This is a genomic window from Cellulosimicrobium sp. 22598 (assembly GCF_052044445.1).
GTDB classification, from domain to species: Bacteria; Actinomycetota; Actinomycetes; order Actinomycetales; family Cellulomonadaceae; genus Cellulosimicrobium; species Cellulosimicrobium cellulans_G.
On sequence record NZ_JBQEMZ010000001.1, the window covers coordinates 208,500 to 224,634 of the forward strand.

Genomic DNA, 16,135 nt, shown 5'->3' on the forward strand with positions numbered 1-16,135 from the left:
GCCGTGCCGGGAGGACGGTAGGACGATGGGCTCCGGCGAGGCGCACGTGCCCGAGGCGCTGGACCGTGCCGTGCGCGAGTACCTCGCGCACCTCGCCGTCGAGCGGGGCCTGTCCGCGAACACCGTCGCCGCCTACCGGCGCGACCTCGCGCGCTACGTCGCGTTCCTCGCCTCCCGGGGCAACCACGCCGTCCGTGAGGTCGAGGCGGACGACGTCGCCGCGTACGTCACCGCGCTGCGGACCGGGGCCGACGGCGGGGCGAGCCTCTCGCCGTCGTCCACGGCGCGGTCCGTGGCCGCCGTGCGGGGCTGGCACCGCTTCTGCGCGGCGGAGGGCCTGGCGGACGCGGACGCGTCCGCCGACGTGCGCCCGCCCGCGCAGGGGAAGCGGCTGCCCAAGGCGATCTCGACCGACGAGGTCGCGCGCATCCTCGACGCCGCGGGCGTCGGCGACGGCCCCGGGCCCCTGCGCGACCGCGCGCTGCTCGAGCTCGTCTACTCGACCGGCGCACGCATCTCCGAGGCCGTGAGCCTCGACGTCGACGACCTCGACCTCGGGACCGGTGCGGTCCGCCTGCTCGGGAAGGGCGGCAAGGAGCGCGTGGTCCCCGTCGGCTCGTTCGCGCGGCGCGCGCTCGACGCGTACCTGGTGCGCGGGCGTGCGGGGCTGGCCGCGCAGGGCCGGGGGACACCCGCCGTCTTCCTCAACACGCGCGGCGCGCGCCTGTCGCGGCAGAGCGCGTGGGCCGTGCTGCGCACCGCGGCCGAGCGCGCGGGGATCGACCACCCGGAGCGGATCTCGCCGCACACGCTGCGGCACTCGTTCGCGACCCATCTGCTCGCGGGCGGCGCCGACGTGCGCGTCGTCCAGGAGCTCCTCGGGCACGCGTCGGTGACGACGACCCAGATCTACACGCTCGTCACCCCGGACACGCTGCGCGAGGTGTACGCCGCCGCGCACCCCCGCGCGCTCGGCTGACCGGGGCGCTCGCCCGTCGTCCGGAGGCCCGTCGCCGGGAACGCGGCGCGCGGGCGCGTGCGCACGAGCGGCGGCGAGGTCCTGCGATACCGTGGCGGACGTGAGCAGCCAGGCCGAGACCCAGCCCGAGACGCGCGGCGCGCAGAGCTCGCACGGCGACGCCGTCCGTCCGGCCGCCCCCGTGACCTCCGCCGAGCGCGACGACGCACCCGTCGTCGACCACGCCACGAACGGCGTGAGCCACGACTCCGCCGAGGCGCCCACCGACGTGGTCGGCCGGCCCCTGCCCGAGTTCCCGGTCCCCGCGCCGCTCGCGGCGCACGGCCCCGGACGCATCATCGCGATGTGCAACCAGAAGGGCGGCGTCGGCAAGACGACGACGACCATCAACCTCGGTGCGACGCTCGCCGAGTACGGACGCAAGGTCCTGCTCGTCGACTTCGACCCGCAGGGGGCGGCGTCCGTCGGGCTCGGCGTCAACCCGCACGAGCTCGACCGCACGGTCTACAACCTGCTCATGGAGCGGGGCGCGGACATCCACGACGTGCTCGTCCCGACGGACGTCGAGAACCTCGACCTCCTGCCCGCGAACATCGACCTGTCCGCCGCCGAGGTCCAGCTCGTCGGCGAGGTGGCGCGCGAGTCCGTCCTGTCGCGCGTGCTGCGGCCCGTCGTCGACGACTACGACGTCATCCTCGTGGACTGCCAGCCCTCGCTCGGCCTGCTCACGGTCAACGCGCTCACCGCCGCGCACGGCGTCCTCATCCCGCTCGAGTGCGAGTTCTTCGCGCTGCGCGGCGTGGCGCTGCTCGTCGAGACGATCGAGAAGGTGCGCGACCGCCTGAACCCGCGTCTCGAGATCGACGGGATCCTCGCGACGATGTTCGACTCGCGCACGCTGCACTCGCGCGAGGTCGTGGCGCGCGTGCACGAGGCGTTCGGCGACAAGCTGCTCCAGACCGTCATCGGACGCACGGTGAAGTTCCCCGACGCGTCCGTCGCGGCCGAGCCCATCACCGTCTACGCGCCGACCCACCCCGGCGCCGTCGCGTACCGGCAGCTCGCCCGGGAGCTGGTCGCCCGTGGCGACGCCGCCTGAGACCGAGCCGGCGCGTCGAGGGTTCGAGGTCCGCCTCGACAACTTCAGCGGCCCGTTCGACCTGCTGCTGTCGCTCATCACCAAGCACAAGCTCGACATCACCGAGGTCGCGCTCGCGCGCGTGACGGACGACTTCATCGCCTACATCCGCGACGCCGAGCGCGCGGCCGCCGCCGCGCGCGCCGCCGGCGAGGACCACCCCGGGTGGGACCTCGGGACCGCGAGCGAGTTCCTCGTCGTCGCCGCGACGCTGCTCGACCTCAAGGCCGCGCGCCTCCTGCCCACGGGCAGCGTCGAGGACGACGAGGACCTCGCCCTCCTCGAGGCGCGCGACCTCCTGTTCGCCCGGCTCCTGCAGTACCGCGCGTACAAGGACGTCTCGGGCGTCCTCGCGGAGCGGTTCGAGAGCGCGGGTCGGCGGTTCCCGCGCGTCGTGCAGCTCGAGCCGCACCTCGCCGCGCTCCTGCCCGAGCTCGTGTGGACCATGGGGCCCGAGCAGCTCGCCGCGCTCGCGGCCCGCGCGCTCGCGCCCAAGGCGCCGCCGCCCGGCGTCTCGCTCGACCACCTGCACGCACCCGCGGTGAGCGTGCGCGAGCAGGCGGGCATCGTCGTGGACCGCGTGCGCAGCCACGGCACGACGACGTTCCGGGCCCTGGTCGCGGACGCGGGGGAGACGGCGGTCGTGGTGGCCCGCTTCCTCGCGCTGCTCGAGCTGTTCCGCCAGGCGCTCGTCGCGTTCGACCAGGTGACGCCGCTCGGCGAGCTCACCGTGCGGTGGTCGGGCGACGACGCTCCGGAGCCTGCCCTCGCCGACGTGGGCAGCGAGTTCGACGAAGGGGACGACCCCGAGCCGGTCGGCGCCCCCGCACCCACCGACCAGGAGGTCCCCGCGTGACGCAGCCCGACGGCGCCCCCGCTCTCGACGAGGTCCTCGCGCCCGCCGTGCACGACCTCCCGGGTGGCCTGCCCGCCGCCCTGGAGGCCGTGCTCATGGTCGCGGACGAGCCGATCCCGGTCGTCGAGCTCGCCGCGGCGCTCGCGGTCCCCGTCGACGAGGTGCTGAGCACGCTGCACGACCTCGCCGCCGAGTACCGCGGCGACGACGGCGCCCGGCCGCGCGGGTTCGAGCTGCGCGAGGCGGGCGGCGGCTGGCGCGTGTACTCCGCGCCCGCGCACGCGGAGGTCGTGGGCCGGTTCGTGCAGGGCGGCCAGACGGCGCGGCTCACGCAGGCGGCGTTGGAGACTCTGGCCGTGATCGCGTACCGTCAACCGGTCAGCCGCGGCCAGGTGTCGGCGGTGCGAGGGGTCAACGTGGACGGCGTGGTGCGCACTCTCGTGGCGCGCGGGCTCGTGGCCGAGGTCGGCCAGGACCCGCACACCGGCGCCGGCCTGTTCGGCACCACGGGCTACTTCCTCGAGCGCATGGGCTTCACGTCGCTCGACGAGCTGCCCCCGCTCGCGCCGCACCTGCCGGACATGGACGACCTCGAGGGCCTGGACGGGCTCGCCGACCTGCGTGGCAGCGCGCGGGCGGGCGCGGTCGCGTCCTCGTCGGACCTCTCCGACGGCGCGGCTGACGACGGGGACGACGCACCGGCGTCGGCCCCGACGCTGCACGACGTGGCGCTCGACGCCGCGCAGGACACGACGGACGAAGGACACGCATGAGCTCGAAGGACGGGCGCCAGCCCGGTGACGGGGGGCGCGGGCGCGCTCCGCGCGACGGGGACGGCGACGCGCGGCGGGGCGGCCCGCGACGCGGCGACGCCGGACGCTCGGGCGGTGCCCCGCGAGGGGCGGGCTCCGGGTCGGCGGGCACGTCCACGGGCCGTGGCGCGAGCGCCCGCCGCGGTGGCCAGGGCGCGGGTCGCGGCGCGGCGCCGTCGCGCGGGGGGCAGCAGCCCGGGCGGCCGCAGCCCGGGCGGCCGCGCCGTGGGCAGCGGCCTGCGGCGCCGCAGCGGGACGTGCACGTCGAGGACGGCGTGCGCCTGCAGAAGGTGCTCGCCTCGGCGGGGCTCGGCTCGCGCCGCGCGTGCGAGGAGCTCATCTCCCAGGGGCGGGTGGAGGTCGACGGCGTCCGCGTCACCGAGCTGGGCGTGCGGATCGACCCGGCGCGCGCCGTCGTGCACGTGGACGGGATGCGGCTCCAGCTCGACTCGTCGCGCGTGACGCTCGCCCTCAACAAGCCGCGCGGCGTCGTGTCGACCATGCACGACCCGGAGGGCCGACCCTCGATCGCGGAGCTCGTCGCGGACCGTCCCGAGCGGCTCTTCCACGTCGGGCGGCTCGACGCCGACAGCGAGGGCCTGCTCCTGCTGACGAACGACGGCGAGCTCGCGAACCACCTCGCCCACCCCTCGCACGAGGTCGCCAAGACGTACCTCGTCACGGTGCGCGGCAAGGTGCCGGGCAACGTCGCCAACAAGTTCCTGCACGGCATCGAGCTCGAGGACGGCGTCGTGCGCGCGGACGCGTACCGCGTCGTCGACCAGGTCGCGGACCAGACGATGATCGAGGTCGTGCTGCACTCGGGGCGCAACCGCGTCGTGCGGCGCATGTTCGAGGAGGTCGGCTTCCCCGTGACGCGCCTCGTGCGCACGCGCATCGGACCCGTCGCGCTCGGCAACCTGCGCCCGGGGACGACGCGCGTCCTCGGCCGGACCGAGCTCGGCAGCCTCATGGCGGGCGTCGGGCTCTAGCGCCCGGACCACGCCCGTACGACCACCCGACGGACCGCCGTGAGGCGGGCCGTCCCGCGAGAAGGAGCACCACCCATGCCGGTCCGGGCGATCCGGGGCGCGACCCAGCTCGACGTGGACGAGCGCGAGCACCTCTTCGAGCGCACGCGCGAGCTCGTCCAGGAGGTGCTCGACGCGAACGCCGTCGACACCGACGCGCTGATCTCCATCCTCTTCACCTGCACGCCCGACCTCGTCGCCGACTTCCCGGCCGCCGCGGCGCGCGAGATGGGGCTCGGCGACGTGCCGCTCATGTGCGCGACGGAGATCGCCGTGCCGGGCGCGCTGCCGCGCGTCGTGCGGCTCATGGCGCACGCCGACCTCGACGTCGAGCGGTCCGCCGTCCAGCACGTGTACCTGCACGGCGCCACGTCGCTGCGCAAGGACCTGGCCCAGTGAGCGGGGGGAAGGGGGGCGCCTCGGGCATCGGGGGCACCGGGGGCGCCGCGCTGACGATCGCCGTCGACGGGCCCTCCGGGTCGGGCAAGTCGAGCGTGTCCAAGGGCGTCGCGCGCCGGCTCGGGCTCGCGTACCTCGACACCGGCGCGATGTACCGCGCCGCGACCTGGTGGTGCCTGCACCGGGGCGAGGACCTCGCCGACCAGGCGGCGGTCGCGCACGCGGTGCGCGTCATGCCGCTCGTCATGGGGCTGGACCCGGCCGGGCCGACGGTGCACGTCGACGGGACCGACGTGGGCGAGGCCATCCGCTCCACGGAGATCTCGACGGCCGTGAGCGCGGTGGCGACCAACCTCGACGTCCGCGCGGAGCTGCGGCGCCTGCAGCGCGCGGTGATCGAGGCAGAGCGCACGCCGTCCGGGTTCGCCGGGGGGCGCGGGGTCGTGGCCGAGGGCCGGGACATCACGACGGTCGTCGCGCCCGACGCGGACGCGCGCGTCCTGCTCACCGCGAGCGAGGAGGCGCGCCTGGCGCGCCGCTCCCTCGACGTGCACGGGACCGCGGACGCCGCCGCGGTCGAGGCGACCAAGGACCAGGTGCTGCGTCGGGACCGGGACGACGCGACCGTCTCGCAGTTCCAGGTCGCGGCCGACGGGGTCGTGACGGTCGACTCGTCCGAGCTGGACCTGGAGCAGACGATCGACGCCGTGCTCGCCGTCGTCGAGCAGGTCACCGGGCGGGTGGTCGGCCCGCGCCAGGGCTCGTGAGCGCGGGCTCGCCCGGCGTGCGGGTGCCCTCGCCCGCGGGGCCGGCCTGGTCGCGCTGGGTCGGTCGCTTCCTCGCCCGCGTGGTCTGGTCGACCCGGGTCCTCGGGACGGAGAACGTGCCGACCGAGGGACCGGTCGTGCTCGCGGCGAACCACACGGGGGTGGTCGACGGGCCGATCGTGCTGGGGGTCGCGCCGCGCCCGCTGCACGTGCTCGTGAAGGAGGAGATGTTCGTCGGTCCGGTGGGATGGGTCCTGCGGGCCGCGGGCCAGATCCCCGTCGACCGCAGCGGCGGCCGGCGCGCGCTGGCGACCGGGCTGGGCGTGCTGCGCCGGGGCGGGGCCGTCGGCGTGTTCCCGGAGGGCAACCGTGGGCGCGGCGACGCGACGTCCGCGCGTGCGGGCGTCGCGTGGCTCGCGCTCAACGGGGGCGCGTGCGTCGTCCCCGTCGCCGTGCTCGGCACGCGCCGCACGGGCGAGGGCGTGAACCGGATCCCGGGCCTGCGTCGCCGCCTCGTCGTCCGGTTCGGCGAGCCGTTCGCCGTCGAGCGGGCGCCCGGCGTGAGCGGCAAGCAGGCGCTCGAGGACGCGAACGAGCGCATCCGCACCGCCCTCGCGGACCTCGTCGCGGACACCGTCGCCCGCACCGGCGTGGCGCTGCCCACGGACGACCCGAACCGGGAGCGGCGGGCGACGCCGTGACCGCGTCGCCGCAGGGGCGCCTCGACGGGCCGGCGGGGCCTACGACGGCGCACGTCGTGGGCGATCGGCCGGGCACGGGCATCCTCGTCGGCCTCGCGTCCGCGCTCGCGTTCGGCGCGAGCGGCCCGTTCGTCAAGCCGCTGCTCGAGGCCGGGTGGACGCCGGGCGCGGCCGTCTTCGCGCGGGCGCTGTGCTCGGCGCTCGTCCTCGCCCCGGTCGCGGCGGTCGCGCTGCGGGGCAGCCACCGGCTGCTGCGCGAGGAGTGGCGCCTCGTCCTCGGGTTCGGCCTCGTCGCGGTCGCCGGCACGCAGCTCTGCTACTTCGCGGCCGTCGCGCGCATGCCGGTCGGTATCGCGCTGCTCGTCGAGTACCTCGCACCCGTGCTGCTCGTGGGCCTCGCGTGGCTGCGCACGCGGCACGTCCCGCCGCGGCTCACGCTCGCGGGCTGCGTCGTCGCGGTCGCCGGGCTCGTGCTCGTCGTCGACCCCGCGGGTGCGCGCCCCGACCTCGTCGGGGTCCTCTTCGCCCTCGGCGCGGCCGTGGGCCTCGGCGCCTACTTCGTCCTCTCCGCGCGTCCCACCCGGCTGCCGGCCGTCGCGCTCGCCGCGTCGGGGCTGGGCGTCGGGGCGCTCGCGCTCGGCGCCGCCGGCCTCGTCGGCGTGCTGCCCTTCGCCGCGCCGTTCGTCGACGTCGCGCTCCTCGGCGCGTCGACCCCCTGGTACGTGCCGCTCGTGGTCGTCGTCCTCGTGGCGACGGCGTTCGCCTACGTCTCCGGCGTGGCCGCGACCGTGCGCATGGGGGAGCGCCTCGCGTCGTTCGTCGGGCTGTCCGAGGTGCTGTTCGCCGTCGTCATCGCGTGGCTGCTCCTCGGCGAGGTGCCGACGCTCGTGCAGGCGGCGGGTGGAGTCCTCGTCGTCGCGGGCGTGGTGCTCGTGCGCCTCGCGGGGTCGCCCGCCGCGCGGTAGGTTCGCGCGTAGCCGGTCGTGCGGCGCGCCGCCGCGAGGCCGCGGACGCGAGCCAGCACACGGAGGGGGAGTGCGGATGACCGACGCTCCGGGCAAGCCCACGACCGTGGACGAGTACCTCGCGACGCTGGCACCGCCGGCGCGGGACGTCGTCGCCCACCTGCGCGCCGTCGTGCACGACACCGTGCCCGGCCTCGGGGAGCGCATCAGCTACGGCATCCCGACGTTCACGCTCGACGACCGCTACGTCGTCTACCTCGCGGGGTGGGCGCACCACGTCTCGCTGTACCCCGTCCCGGAGGTCGACGACGCGCTCGCGCGCCGCATCGTGCGCTACCAGGACGGCAAGGGCACGCTGCGGTTCCCGCTCGCGGAGCCCGTGCCCGACGACGTCGTGCGGGCCGTCGTCGAGCGCCTGGCCGCGCGCCGCGACGGCGCCGCGGGCTGACGCGGGCCGCTCGGAGAGGACGCGCGCGCCGCGCCGGGGGCGGGCGGTTCGGAGCCCGGCCCGCGGCCTGGGAGAATGGATGCCATGACCACACCCGACCCCGCCCAGCCCGGCACGCCCGGACAGATCGACGCCGCCGGGCAGGCCGAGGAACCCCTGGCGCCCGCGGACCTCGCGGACTCGGCGGACGACGCGGCGCGCGAGCGCGCGCTGCGCGCCGGCCTCGAGGACTACGAGCTCGAGGACACCGACCTCGTCCTCCTGGACGCCGACGGCGAGGTGATCGAGGGCTACGAGCCCGAGGCGCCGCTGCCCGTGCTCGCCGTGGTCGGCCGACCGAACGTCGGCAAGTCGACGCTCGTCAACCGCATCATCGGGCGCCGCGAGGCCGTCGTCGAGGACAAGCCCGGCGTCACGCGCGACCGCGTCAGCTACCCCGCCGAGTGGGCGGGGCGGCGCTTCACGCTCGTCGACACCGGCGGGTGGGAGGTCGACGTCGCCGGCATCGAGTCCAAGGTCGCCGAGCAGGCGGAGGTCGCGATCTCGCTCGCCGACGCCGTGCTGTTCGTCGTGGACGCCACGGTCGGCGCCACCGCGACCGACGAGCGCGTGGTCCGCCTGCTGCGCGAGTCCGGCAAGCCGGTCGTGCTGTGCGCCAACAAGGTCGACGGACAGTCGGGCGAGGCGGACGCGGCCTACCTCTGGAGCCTCGGCCTCGGCGAGCCCTACCCCGTGTCCGCCCTCCACGGGCGCGGGACCGGGGACCTGCTCGACGCCGCGATGGCCGCGCTGCCGACCGAGTCCGCCCACGGCGAGGTGCGCCCGACCGGGCCGCGCCGCGTCGCGCTCGTCGGGCGGCCGAACGTCGGCAAGTCGTCGCTGCTCAACAAGATCGCCGGCGCCGACCGCGTCGTCGTCGACGAGACCGCGGGCACGACGCGTGACCCCGTCGACGAGCTCGTGACGATCAAGGACGTCCCGTACGTCCTCGTCGACACCGCGGGCATCCGCCGCCGCGTGCACCAGACGAAGGGGGCCGACTTCTACGCGTCGCTGCGCACGCAGGCCGCGATCGAGAAGGCGGAGCTCGCCGTCGTGCTGGTGGACGCGTCCGTCCCGCTCACCGAGCAGGACACGCGCGTCATCTCGCAGGTCGTCGACGCCGGGCGCGCCCTCGTCATCGCGTACAACAAGTGGGACCTCATGGACGAGGACCGTCGTCCCTTCCTCGAGCGCGAGATCGAGAAGGACCTGGTCCAGGTGCAGTGGGCGCCGCGCGTCAACGTCTCCGCGCGCACCGGCTGGCACACCGACCGGCTCGTCCCCGCGATCCAGCGCTCGCTCGACTCGTGGGACACGCGCATCCCGACCGGGCGCCTCAACGCGTTCCTCGGCGAGCTCGTCGCCGCCCACCCGCACCCGCTGCGCGGCGGCAAGCAGCCCCGCATCCTCTTCGCGACCCAGGCATCCACGCGCCCGCCGCGCTTCGTCATCTTCGCGACCGGCTTCCTCGAGGCCGGGTACCGGCGCTTCATCGAGCGCCGCCTGCGCGAGACGTTCGGGTTCGAGGGCACGCCCATCGAGATCAGCGTCCGCGTGCGGGAGAAGCGCAAGCGGTGAGCGACGGCGCCGCACGCGTCCCCGCGGGGGTCACCCGGCGGGGGCGTGCGCTGCGCCTCGGCGTCGCGCGCGACACCGCCGCCACGCGCCACCTCGTGACGTTCCTCGTCGTGACCGTCGCGACCGTGCTCGTCACGCGCTTCCTGCTCGCCGCCTCCGGGTACCCGCAGGTCGGTGGGGGAGACCTGCACGTCGCGCACGTGCTCTGGGGCGGGCTCGGGATGGCGCTCGCGGTCGTCGTGCTGCTGTCGTTCGTCGGGCCCGCGCTGCGCTCGCTCGGTGCGGTCGTCGGCGGCGTCGGGTTCGGACTGTTCGTCGACGAGATCGGCAAGTTCGTCACCGCGGACAACGACTACTTCTACCAGCCGACGGCGGCGCTGATCTACGCGACCGTCGTGGTCCTCGTGCTCGTGGTCGAGGCGCTGCACGGGCGGCGCCGGCATCATCCGGCGGAGTACCTGGCCGTCGCGACCGATCGCGCGGTCGCGGGCGTCGCGGGCGGGTTCACCGACGACGCGCGGGAGGAGGCGCGGGGGCTCGCGGCGCGGGGCCGGGGCGAGCCCGCCGCGGCGGAGGTGTCCGCGCTCGTCGAGGCCGTGCCGCGCGACGACGTCGACGTCCCCGACCCCGTGCGCGCGCTCGTCCGCCGTGCGTCCGCGTGGTTCGCCGCGGCCCTGGGGCGGCCCTGGGCGGCCGCCGTGGTCGTGGTCCTCGTGCTGGGCACCGCGCTCGGGTCGCTGTTCGCCGGCGTCCGCGTGCTCACCGGCGGGATCGACGTGCCGACGTGGGTGGGCGCGGGGATCGTCGTCGGGGTCGCGGGGACGGTCGCGTGCGTCGTGGCGGGCGTCGTCGTGGCCCGCGGCGGGAGTCCGGAGGACCACCGCGCGGGCGCGGTCTGGGTCCGCCGTGGCGTGCTCGTGTCGCTGCTGCTCACCCAGCTCCTCGTGTTCCGCGCGCTCCAGTGGGTCGGCGTCGCGGGCCTGGCCGTCGACCTGCTGGTGCTGTCCGCTCTCGGCGCCGCTCTGGGCGGCGACGACGACCGTCGGGCCCGGTCCCGGACCACACCGAGGACCGGACGTGCTGCCCCGAGATAGCGGCGTGCCGCCGAGATCGCGACGCCCGACCGCTCGGGCCCCGAGTCGAGCGCCGTACGTCGCCATCTCGGGGGCGTCGGGCGGCGAGCCTGCGGCCCGCCGCCCCGAGGATCGGTGCCCATGACCGACCTCCCGCTCGCTCCGAGCCACGACGCCTTCCCGAACCACGTCTTCGACGCGTTCGGCGTGCCGCCGGCCCTGCTCGACGAGCGCATCGGCGGCTCCGTCATGGTCGTGGCCAAGCAGCCGACGGACGGGCCGCTCACGCTCCTCACCGCGGGCGTCTCCCGGCTGCCGGTCGACGCCGGGCCTCCCGTCGAGCTGGCGGTCGAGGTGCCCGAGGGTCAGGAGGGCGCCGCGCTCGTCGCCCTGCGGATCGTGTGCGACGACATCGCGGTCAACCGCCGCACGCCGCCGTTCGAGACGCCGTGGCGCAACCGGGACCCGTTCCTGACCGGGACGCAGATCTCCGCCATCATGGCCACGGGTTCGCGGTGGGGAGCCGCGCTGGACGACGTGATCGACGCCGCGGGGAACGTGGTCGGCCACATCCGCACGCTGCGGCTGCTCACGGACGCGGAGGCGCAGACCGCCTCGCGGGTCGGGTGGTCGGGGCTCGTCGAGGAGGCCGGGTCGATCGACGCCCTCCTCGACGTCACGCGCCCCTGACGTCACGAGGAGCGTCGACCGGGCGCAGTCGCCGGTGGCGCAAGCGCTCGCGTCGGACGTGATGCCCGCCCGGTCGTCGGCGCGGACGGCACGCTCGCTGCTGTGCACGACGACGCGCTCGACGCCCGCCCGGCTCGGCGCCTCGCGCGTCCGTCAGCAGGCCGGCGCGGCGTGCTCGACCTGCTCGACCCGCTCGGCGCCGCCACCTCCCGCCGTGCGCGCGGTGACCGTCACGACGCCGGCGCCCGGCGCGGTCCGCACGGCGAACGACTGGTACGCGCTCGACCCGGGCGCGACGCCGGTGAACGACCTCGACCCGTAGGCGGTCTCCACGTCGACGTCGAGCGCGACGTCGTCCGTGTTGGCGACGCGGACCGCGACGTACGGGGTGCCGGCGAGGCAGCGCAGGCGGACGTCCGTCGCGACCGACGGCCGGTCGCCGACGAGGAGGTCGAGCGGGACCGAGTCGGCGATGGCCTGCTGCCCGGCGACGTTGGCGTGGACGCCGTCCCCGGTGTCGTAGGGCGGGTAGATCGAGTCGGGGTTCGCCGGGTCCCGCAGGACCGCGTCGAAGTCGAGGACGCCGTCGCACGTGCCGCTGCAGTCGCCGCCCGCCCGCACGACGTCGTTGACGTCGCGGCGGTACTGGTTCTGCAGCGCGGTGTACCCGGGGCGCGGGGTGATGGGGGTGACGAAGACCTTGATGCCCTCGGCGCGCAGCCGCTCGAAGATCTGCTCGTAGCTGGCCAGGATCGTCGCGTCCGTGCAGCCGTTCGCCAGGTCGTTGGTGCCGTAGTAGAAGATCACGCCGGTCACCCCGTGCAGGGCGAGCACGTCGCGCTCGAGGCGCGAGACGCCGTCGTTCCCGCCGCCCCCGCACGCGGGCGAGGAGGTCGTGCCGCTGATCCCCTCGTTGACGATCGCGACCTGCCGCGACGGCGGCAGCTCGGCCGCGACGCGCCGCGCGAGGTCGTCGGTCCAACGTCGGTCCTGGCCGAACGCGTCGCAGCCCGGCCCGCAGTTCTCGCTGCCCACGCCGTCGACGACGGAGCTCCCGTAGGCGACGATCGTGCCCGCGACGTCCGCGTCGTACACGTCGACCGCGCTGACGAAGTAGGTCCACGGCAGGTTCTCGGTGAACGACGCGCCGGAGACCTCGGCGTTGCGGTTGCCCGACCCGGTCGGCGCCCCGTAGTTGTTGCGGCCCGCGCGGTCGTGCAGGCTCGTCACGGTCGGCCGGGCGAGGTAGAAGGTCACGGCGACCTCGTCCAGGTCGTCGGTGGCGATGCTCGTCGGGTCGCTCCAGACCTCCCCGCCCACGGGGATCGTGACGCTCTCGGCCCCGTCGAAGGTGAGCACGCGGTCGGTGCCCGCGACGATCGCCGGTCCGCCGGCGCTCAGGGCGAGCGACGTCTGGTCGATGACGACCGGCCCGACCCCGTACTGGTTCTGCAGCCGGATCCGCACGGCGTCCCCGCCCTGGCTCAGGCGGGTGACCATCCGCATCGACTGGTTCGCGAAGTTCTTGGTGGAGACGCGCTGCTGGGACTGGGCCCAGCTCGTGAACCAGCCCGCGGCGTCGGGCGCGGGCGCGTCGGTGGCGGACGCCGTCCCGAGGCCGGTCAGGAGGAGCCCGACGGTGGTCAGGGCGGCGAGCAGCGTGCGCAGCCTGCGCCGCAGAGGACGCGCGGTGCGGGTGGCTGGGGTGTGTACGAGTGGCATCCGGGCGTCCCTCGGCGTTGAGGTTGATAGCGGTGTCAGGAGGAACCTAGCACCCTTCGACCGGTCCGACGCGAGGACGGCGGCCGGACCCGCGAGGGACCGGCCGCCGTCCGGCAGGAGCGCAGTACCCGGGCTCAGCCGAGCGGGCCGTAGAGCGACGGCGACGTGCGCGCGTGCGTCGCCTGCTCGAGCGCGAACGCCAGGCCGAGGAGGGGGCCCTCCTCGAAGTCGCGGCCCAGGAGCTCGAGATTGACGCCTCCGCCCGTGACGGTCGCGTCGGCCTCGGTCGCCTGTCCGATCGGCACCGTCACGGCGGGGAGGCCCGTGTTGGGGCTGAGCCGCAGGTTGGTGCCGATGGTCCCGTACGGGTTCGCGCTGGGGTAGACGAGCGCGTCGAGGTCGGCGTCGTCGAGCATCGCAGTGACGAGCTGCTTGCCCTCGGCGAGGACCTTCGTGTGCGTGCCCGCGGGCCCGGCCCACGCCTGGTACGTCTCCGGGGTGACGGCGTCGCGCGACACGTAGGTGCTGCGCCGCGACGGGACGTACCGCCCGGACTCGACGATGCCCGCCAGCGACCGCGCCGTGACGTCGGGCGAGAGGTGGTGCGCGACGTACTCGTCCAGGTCGTGCTTGAACTCGTTCGTCGAGCCCGAGCCCTCGCTGAGCACGCTCGCGAACCCGTTCGGGAGGACCGGCGACCAGGTCGAGGGCGGCGTCACCTCGACGACGGTGGCGCCGAGCGACTCCAGCGTGGCCCGCGTCTGCGCCCAGAGGCGCAGGGTCGTGGCGTTGCTCCCCAGCATGGACGGCACGTACCCGATGCGGGCGCCGTCGAGCGCGTCCGCGTCCAGGTACTGCGTGTACGAGGCGGGGACCGCTCCCTCCTGGCGCGAGGTCACGGGGTCCGCCGGGTCGACGCCCACGACCGCGTCGAGCGCGACGGCCGCGTCCAGGACGCTGCGCGCCATGGGGCCGCCCGTGTCCTGGCTCAGTGCGAGCGGGATGATGCCGTCGCGGCTCGCGAGCCCGACCGTCGGCCGCACGCCCACGAGCTGGTTGTACGACGACGGCACCCGGATCGAGCCGCCCGTGTCCGTGCCGAACCCGAGCCCGGCGAGGTTGGCGGCGATCGCCGCGCCCGTGCCGCCGCTCGACCCGCCGGCCGTGCGGCTCGTGACGTACGGGCTCGCGACGAGCGTGCTCGTCCCCGCGTCCTGGTACGAGGAGAACTCGGACACGAAGCCGAACGCGAACTCGTCGAGGCTCGCCTTGGCCAGGACGACGGCCCCGTCGGCGCGCAGCCCGTCGACCATCGTCGCGTCGGTCGCGGTCCGGTTGCCGTCCCAGCAGCCGCAGCCGCCCGTCGTCGGCATGTCCTTCGTGTCGTAGTTGTCCTTGAGCGCGACGGGCACGCCGAGCAGCAGGCTCGTCATGCCGTCCGCGGCGCGGGCCGCGTCCGCGCGCGCGGCGGCCTCGAGCGCCACGTCGCTCGTCGTGACGATCGAGTGCAGGGGCCGCCCGCCCGCGCCCGTGTCGACGAGCGTCGTGTCGTAGGCCGCGATGCGGTCCAGGTACTCCTGGGTGATCGCGACGGACGACGTGACCCCCGCGTTCATCGCGGCCTGCATGTCGAGCACCGAGGCCTCGACGAGCTCGAACGGCCCGTCGTCGTAGATCATCCGCTGGGACACGGCGGCGAGGTCCGCGACGGTGATCGTGCCGTCGCGGTCCGTGTCGGCCGTCGCGACGTCGGCCCACGCGGCGTCGTCGGTCGTCGCGCCGAGCGCCGCGGCGACGACGGCGAGGTCGTCCGAGGTGACCTGGTCGTCGCCCGTGAGGTCGAGCTCCGTCCAGTACGGGGCGAGGAGCGGGGTCGCGGCGGGAGCCGCGGTCGCGACGGGAGCCGTGGCGACGGCGAGCACGAGCCCTGTCGCCGTGAGCGCGGCGAGCCCGCCCGCCGCGGCGCGTCGGTGGATGGTGGGCACGGGCTGCTCCTTCGAGGTGTGACGGACCCGGGGCGCGGGCGCGCCGGGCGCGGCGGTCGGGCGGGTGCTCGTCAGGTCGGGGGTCGTCTCGAGAGTCATCGCGAGGCCACCGCCCGACGGCGTGCCCAGAGGATCCCGACGCCCGCCGCGACGGCGAGCAGGGCCGCCCCCACGAACCACGCGACGCTCGCGCCCGTCGAGGCGAGCGAGCCCGATCCGGCCGAGGTCGACGGCGAGTCGGACGCGCCGTCGGCCCCGGGAGCGGCCGAGCCGTCACCGGTCGGAGACGGAGAGGTCGTGCCGTCCGTCGGGTCGTCCGTGGGCGGTGTCGTCACGACGGCCGTGACGGTCGTCGAGGCGGCCGCGGCGTCCGTCAGCGACGCCGTCGTGGCGTCGGCGCCGACGAGGGTGGCCGTGGGGACGGCGAACGGGGCGTCGTCGTCGGCCACGGCGGTGAACGTGAGCGTCGCGAGCGTGACGTCGCCCGCGAGTCCGGGGGACGTGCCGAGCCGCGTGTGCGTGACGGAGACGGTCCCGGCCGCGTCGTCGGCGACGTCGGAGAACCCGCCGTCGGGCGTGACCACGGAGTCCTCGACGAGCTCGACGAGATCCGGGTCGTAGGAGACCGCCAGGTCGTAGGCGTAGAGGTCGACGGCACCGGCCGCAGCGACGGTCACCGTGATCGGGGCGCCGACCTCGACGCTCGACGGTGCGTCGAGGGTCACGTCGGAGACCGACGGCGCGGCGTGAGCCGGGGCGGTGAGAGCGGTCGCGGCGACCGCCAGGCCGCCGACGAGCGCGGCGCGCCGGCCGAGCCGTCGGCGCGAAGGGAAGCGGGTCATGGGGGAGCTGGTCCTTCCTCGGCGCGCGCCGGACTGCGCGCACGACCGCGGTGGTGGTGGAGCCCCCTGCCGGGACCGATGCTCACAAGTCGCTGTTTCCCGGGAGT

The 16,135-nt window shown here is 75.6% G+C and carries 15 protein-coding genes and 1 pseudogene; 13 read left to right on the plus strand and 3 right to left on the minus strand.

Translation table 11 applies throughout. The features are described 5' to 3' along the window. Positions 1-25: 25 nt before the first annotated feature. The 13 genes and pseudogenes from xerD (at position 26) to ACTJIY_RS00950 (ending at position 11,479) form a co-directional block, all read left to right on the plus strand. Complete coding sequence (xerD, locus tag ACTJIY_RS00890; protein ID WP_440673107.1) at positions 26-979, plus strand: site-specific tyrosine recombinase XerD; 954 nt, start codon at positions 26-28, stop codon at positions 977-979. A 235-nt stretch (positions 980-1,214) separates the two neighbouring features. Beyond that, complete coding sequence (locus tag ACTJIY_RS00895; RefSeq protein WP_253050717.1) at positions 1,215-2,078, plus strand: ParA family protein; 864 nt, start codon at positions 1,215-1,217, stop codon at positions 2,076-2,078. Next, positions 2,062-2,973 (plus strand): segregation and condensation protein A, encoded by a 912-nt coding sequence (locus ACTJIY_RS00900; protein WP_253049646.1) that lies wholly within the window; start codon positions 2,062-2,064, stop codon positions 2,971-2,973. Before ACTJIY_RS00895 ends, ACTJIY_RS00900 begins: the two co-directional genes overlap by 17 nt. Beyond that, positions 2,970-3,578 (plus strand): annotated as a pseudogene (gene scpB / locus ACTJIY_RS00905) (SMC-Scp complex subunit ScpB); the annotation flags it as partial. The gene ACTJIY_RS00900 and the pseudogene scpB, both read left to right, overlap by 4 nt. A gap of 164 nt (positions 3,579-3,742) precedes the next feature. After that, on the plus strand, positions 3,743-4,777 hold the full coding sequence (locus ACTJIY_RS00910; protein ID WP_440673106.1) for a pseudouridine synthase: 1,035 nt from the start codon (positions 3,743-3,745) through the stop codon (positions 4,775-4,777). A 75-nt stretch (positions 4,778-4,852) separates the two neighbouring features. After that, positions 4,853-5,215: a chorismate mutase gene (gene aroH / locus ACTJIY_RS00915; RefSeq protein WP_087472142.1), complete on the plus strand. Its 363-nt coding sequence runs from the start codon at positions 4,853-4,855 to the stop codon at positions 5,213-5,215. After that, positions 5,212-5,982: a (d)CMP kinase gene (gene cmk, locus ACTJIY_RS00920; RefSeq protein ID WP_440673105.1), complete on the plus strand. Its 771-nt coding sequence runs from the start codon at positions 5,212-5,214 to the stop codon at positions 5,980-5,982. The genes aroH and cmk overlap by 4 nt, the downstream gene beginning before the upstream one ends. After that, the gene (locus ACTJIY_RS00925; RefSeq protein WP_353709218.1) at positions 5,979-6,683 is read left to right on the plus strand and encodes a lysophospholipid acyltransferase family protein; all 705 of its coding nucleotides are present in this window, start codon (positions 5,979-5,981) and stop codon (positions 6,681-6,683) included. Before cmk ends, ACTJIY_RS00925 begins: the two co-directional genes overlap by 4 nt. Before the next feature lie 56 nt (positions 6,684-6,739). After that, entirely contained in the window at positions 6,740-7,648 is a 909-nt protein-coding gene (locus ACTJIY_RS00930) for a DMT family transporter (RefSeq protein WP_353709219.1), read from the plus strand. A gap of 76 nt (positions 7,649-7,724) precedes the next feature. Next, the gene (locus ACTJIY_RS00935; protein ID WP_253049634.1) at positions 7,725-8,096 is read left to right on the plus strand and encodes an iron chaperone; all 372 of its coding nucleotides are present in this window, start codon (positions 7,725-7,727) and stop codon (positions 8,094-8,096) included. An 84-nt stretch (positions 8,097-8,180) separates the two neighbouring features. Then, the gene (gene der / locus ACTJIY_RS00940; protein WP_353709220.1) at positions 8,181-9,716 is read left to right on the plus strand and encodes a ribosome biogenesis GTPase Der; all 1,536 of its coding nucleotides are present in this window, start codon (positions 8,181-8,183) and stop codon (positions 9,714-9,716) included. After that, the gene (locus tag ACTJIY_RS00945) at positions 9,713-10,810 is read left to right on the plus strand and encodes a hypothetical protein (RefSeq protein WP_440673104.1); all 1,098 of its coding nucleotides are present in this window, start codon (positions 9,713-9,715) and stop codon (positions 10,808-10,810) included. The genes der and ACTJIY_RS00945 overlap by 4 nt, the downstream gene beginning before the upstream one ends. Before the next feature lie 120 nt (positions 10,811-10,930). Next, on the plus strand, positions 10,931-11,479 hold the full coding sequence (locus tag ACTJIY_RS00950; RefSeq protein ID WP_440673103.1) for a hypothetical protein: 549 nt from the start codon (positions 10,931-10,933) through the stop codon (positions 11,477-11,479). A 153-nt stretch (positions 11,480-11,632) separates the two neighbouring features. On the opposite strand, the gene ACTJIY_RS00955 is transcribed toward ACTJIY_RS00950, so the two are convergent. The 3 genes from ACTJIY_RS00955 to ACTJIY_RS00965 all read right to left on the minus strand — a co-directional run bounded on the left by ACTJIY_RS00955 (position 11,633) and on the right by ACTJIY_RS00965 (position 16,028). Further along, entirely contained in the window at positions 11,633-13,201 is a 1,569-nt protein-coding gene (locus tag ACTJIY_RS00955; RefSeq protein WP_440673102.1) for a GDSL-type esterase/lipase family protein, read from the minus strand. Between the two features lie 134 nt (positions 13,202-13,335). After that, positions 13,336-15,186, minus strand: a complete 1,851-nt coding sequence (locus ACTJIY_RS00960; protein ID WP_440673101.1) for an amidase family protein — start codon at positions 15,184-15,186, stop codon at positions 13,336-13,338. Positions 15,187-15,281: 95 nt separating this feature from the next. After that, positions 15,282-16,028: a cohesin domain-containing protein gene (locus ACTJIY_RS00965; protein WP_440673100.1), complete on the minus strand. Its 747-nt coding sequence runs from the start codon at positions 16,026-16,028 to the stop codon at positions 15,282-15,284. Positions 16,029-16,135 lie beyond the last annotated feature (107 nt).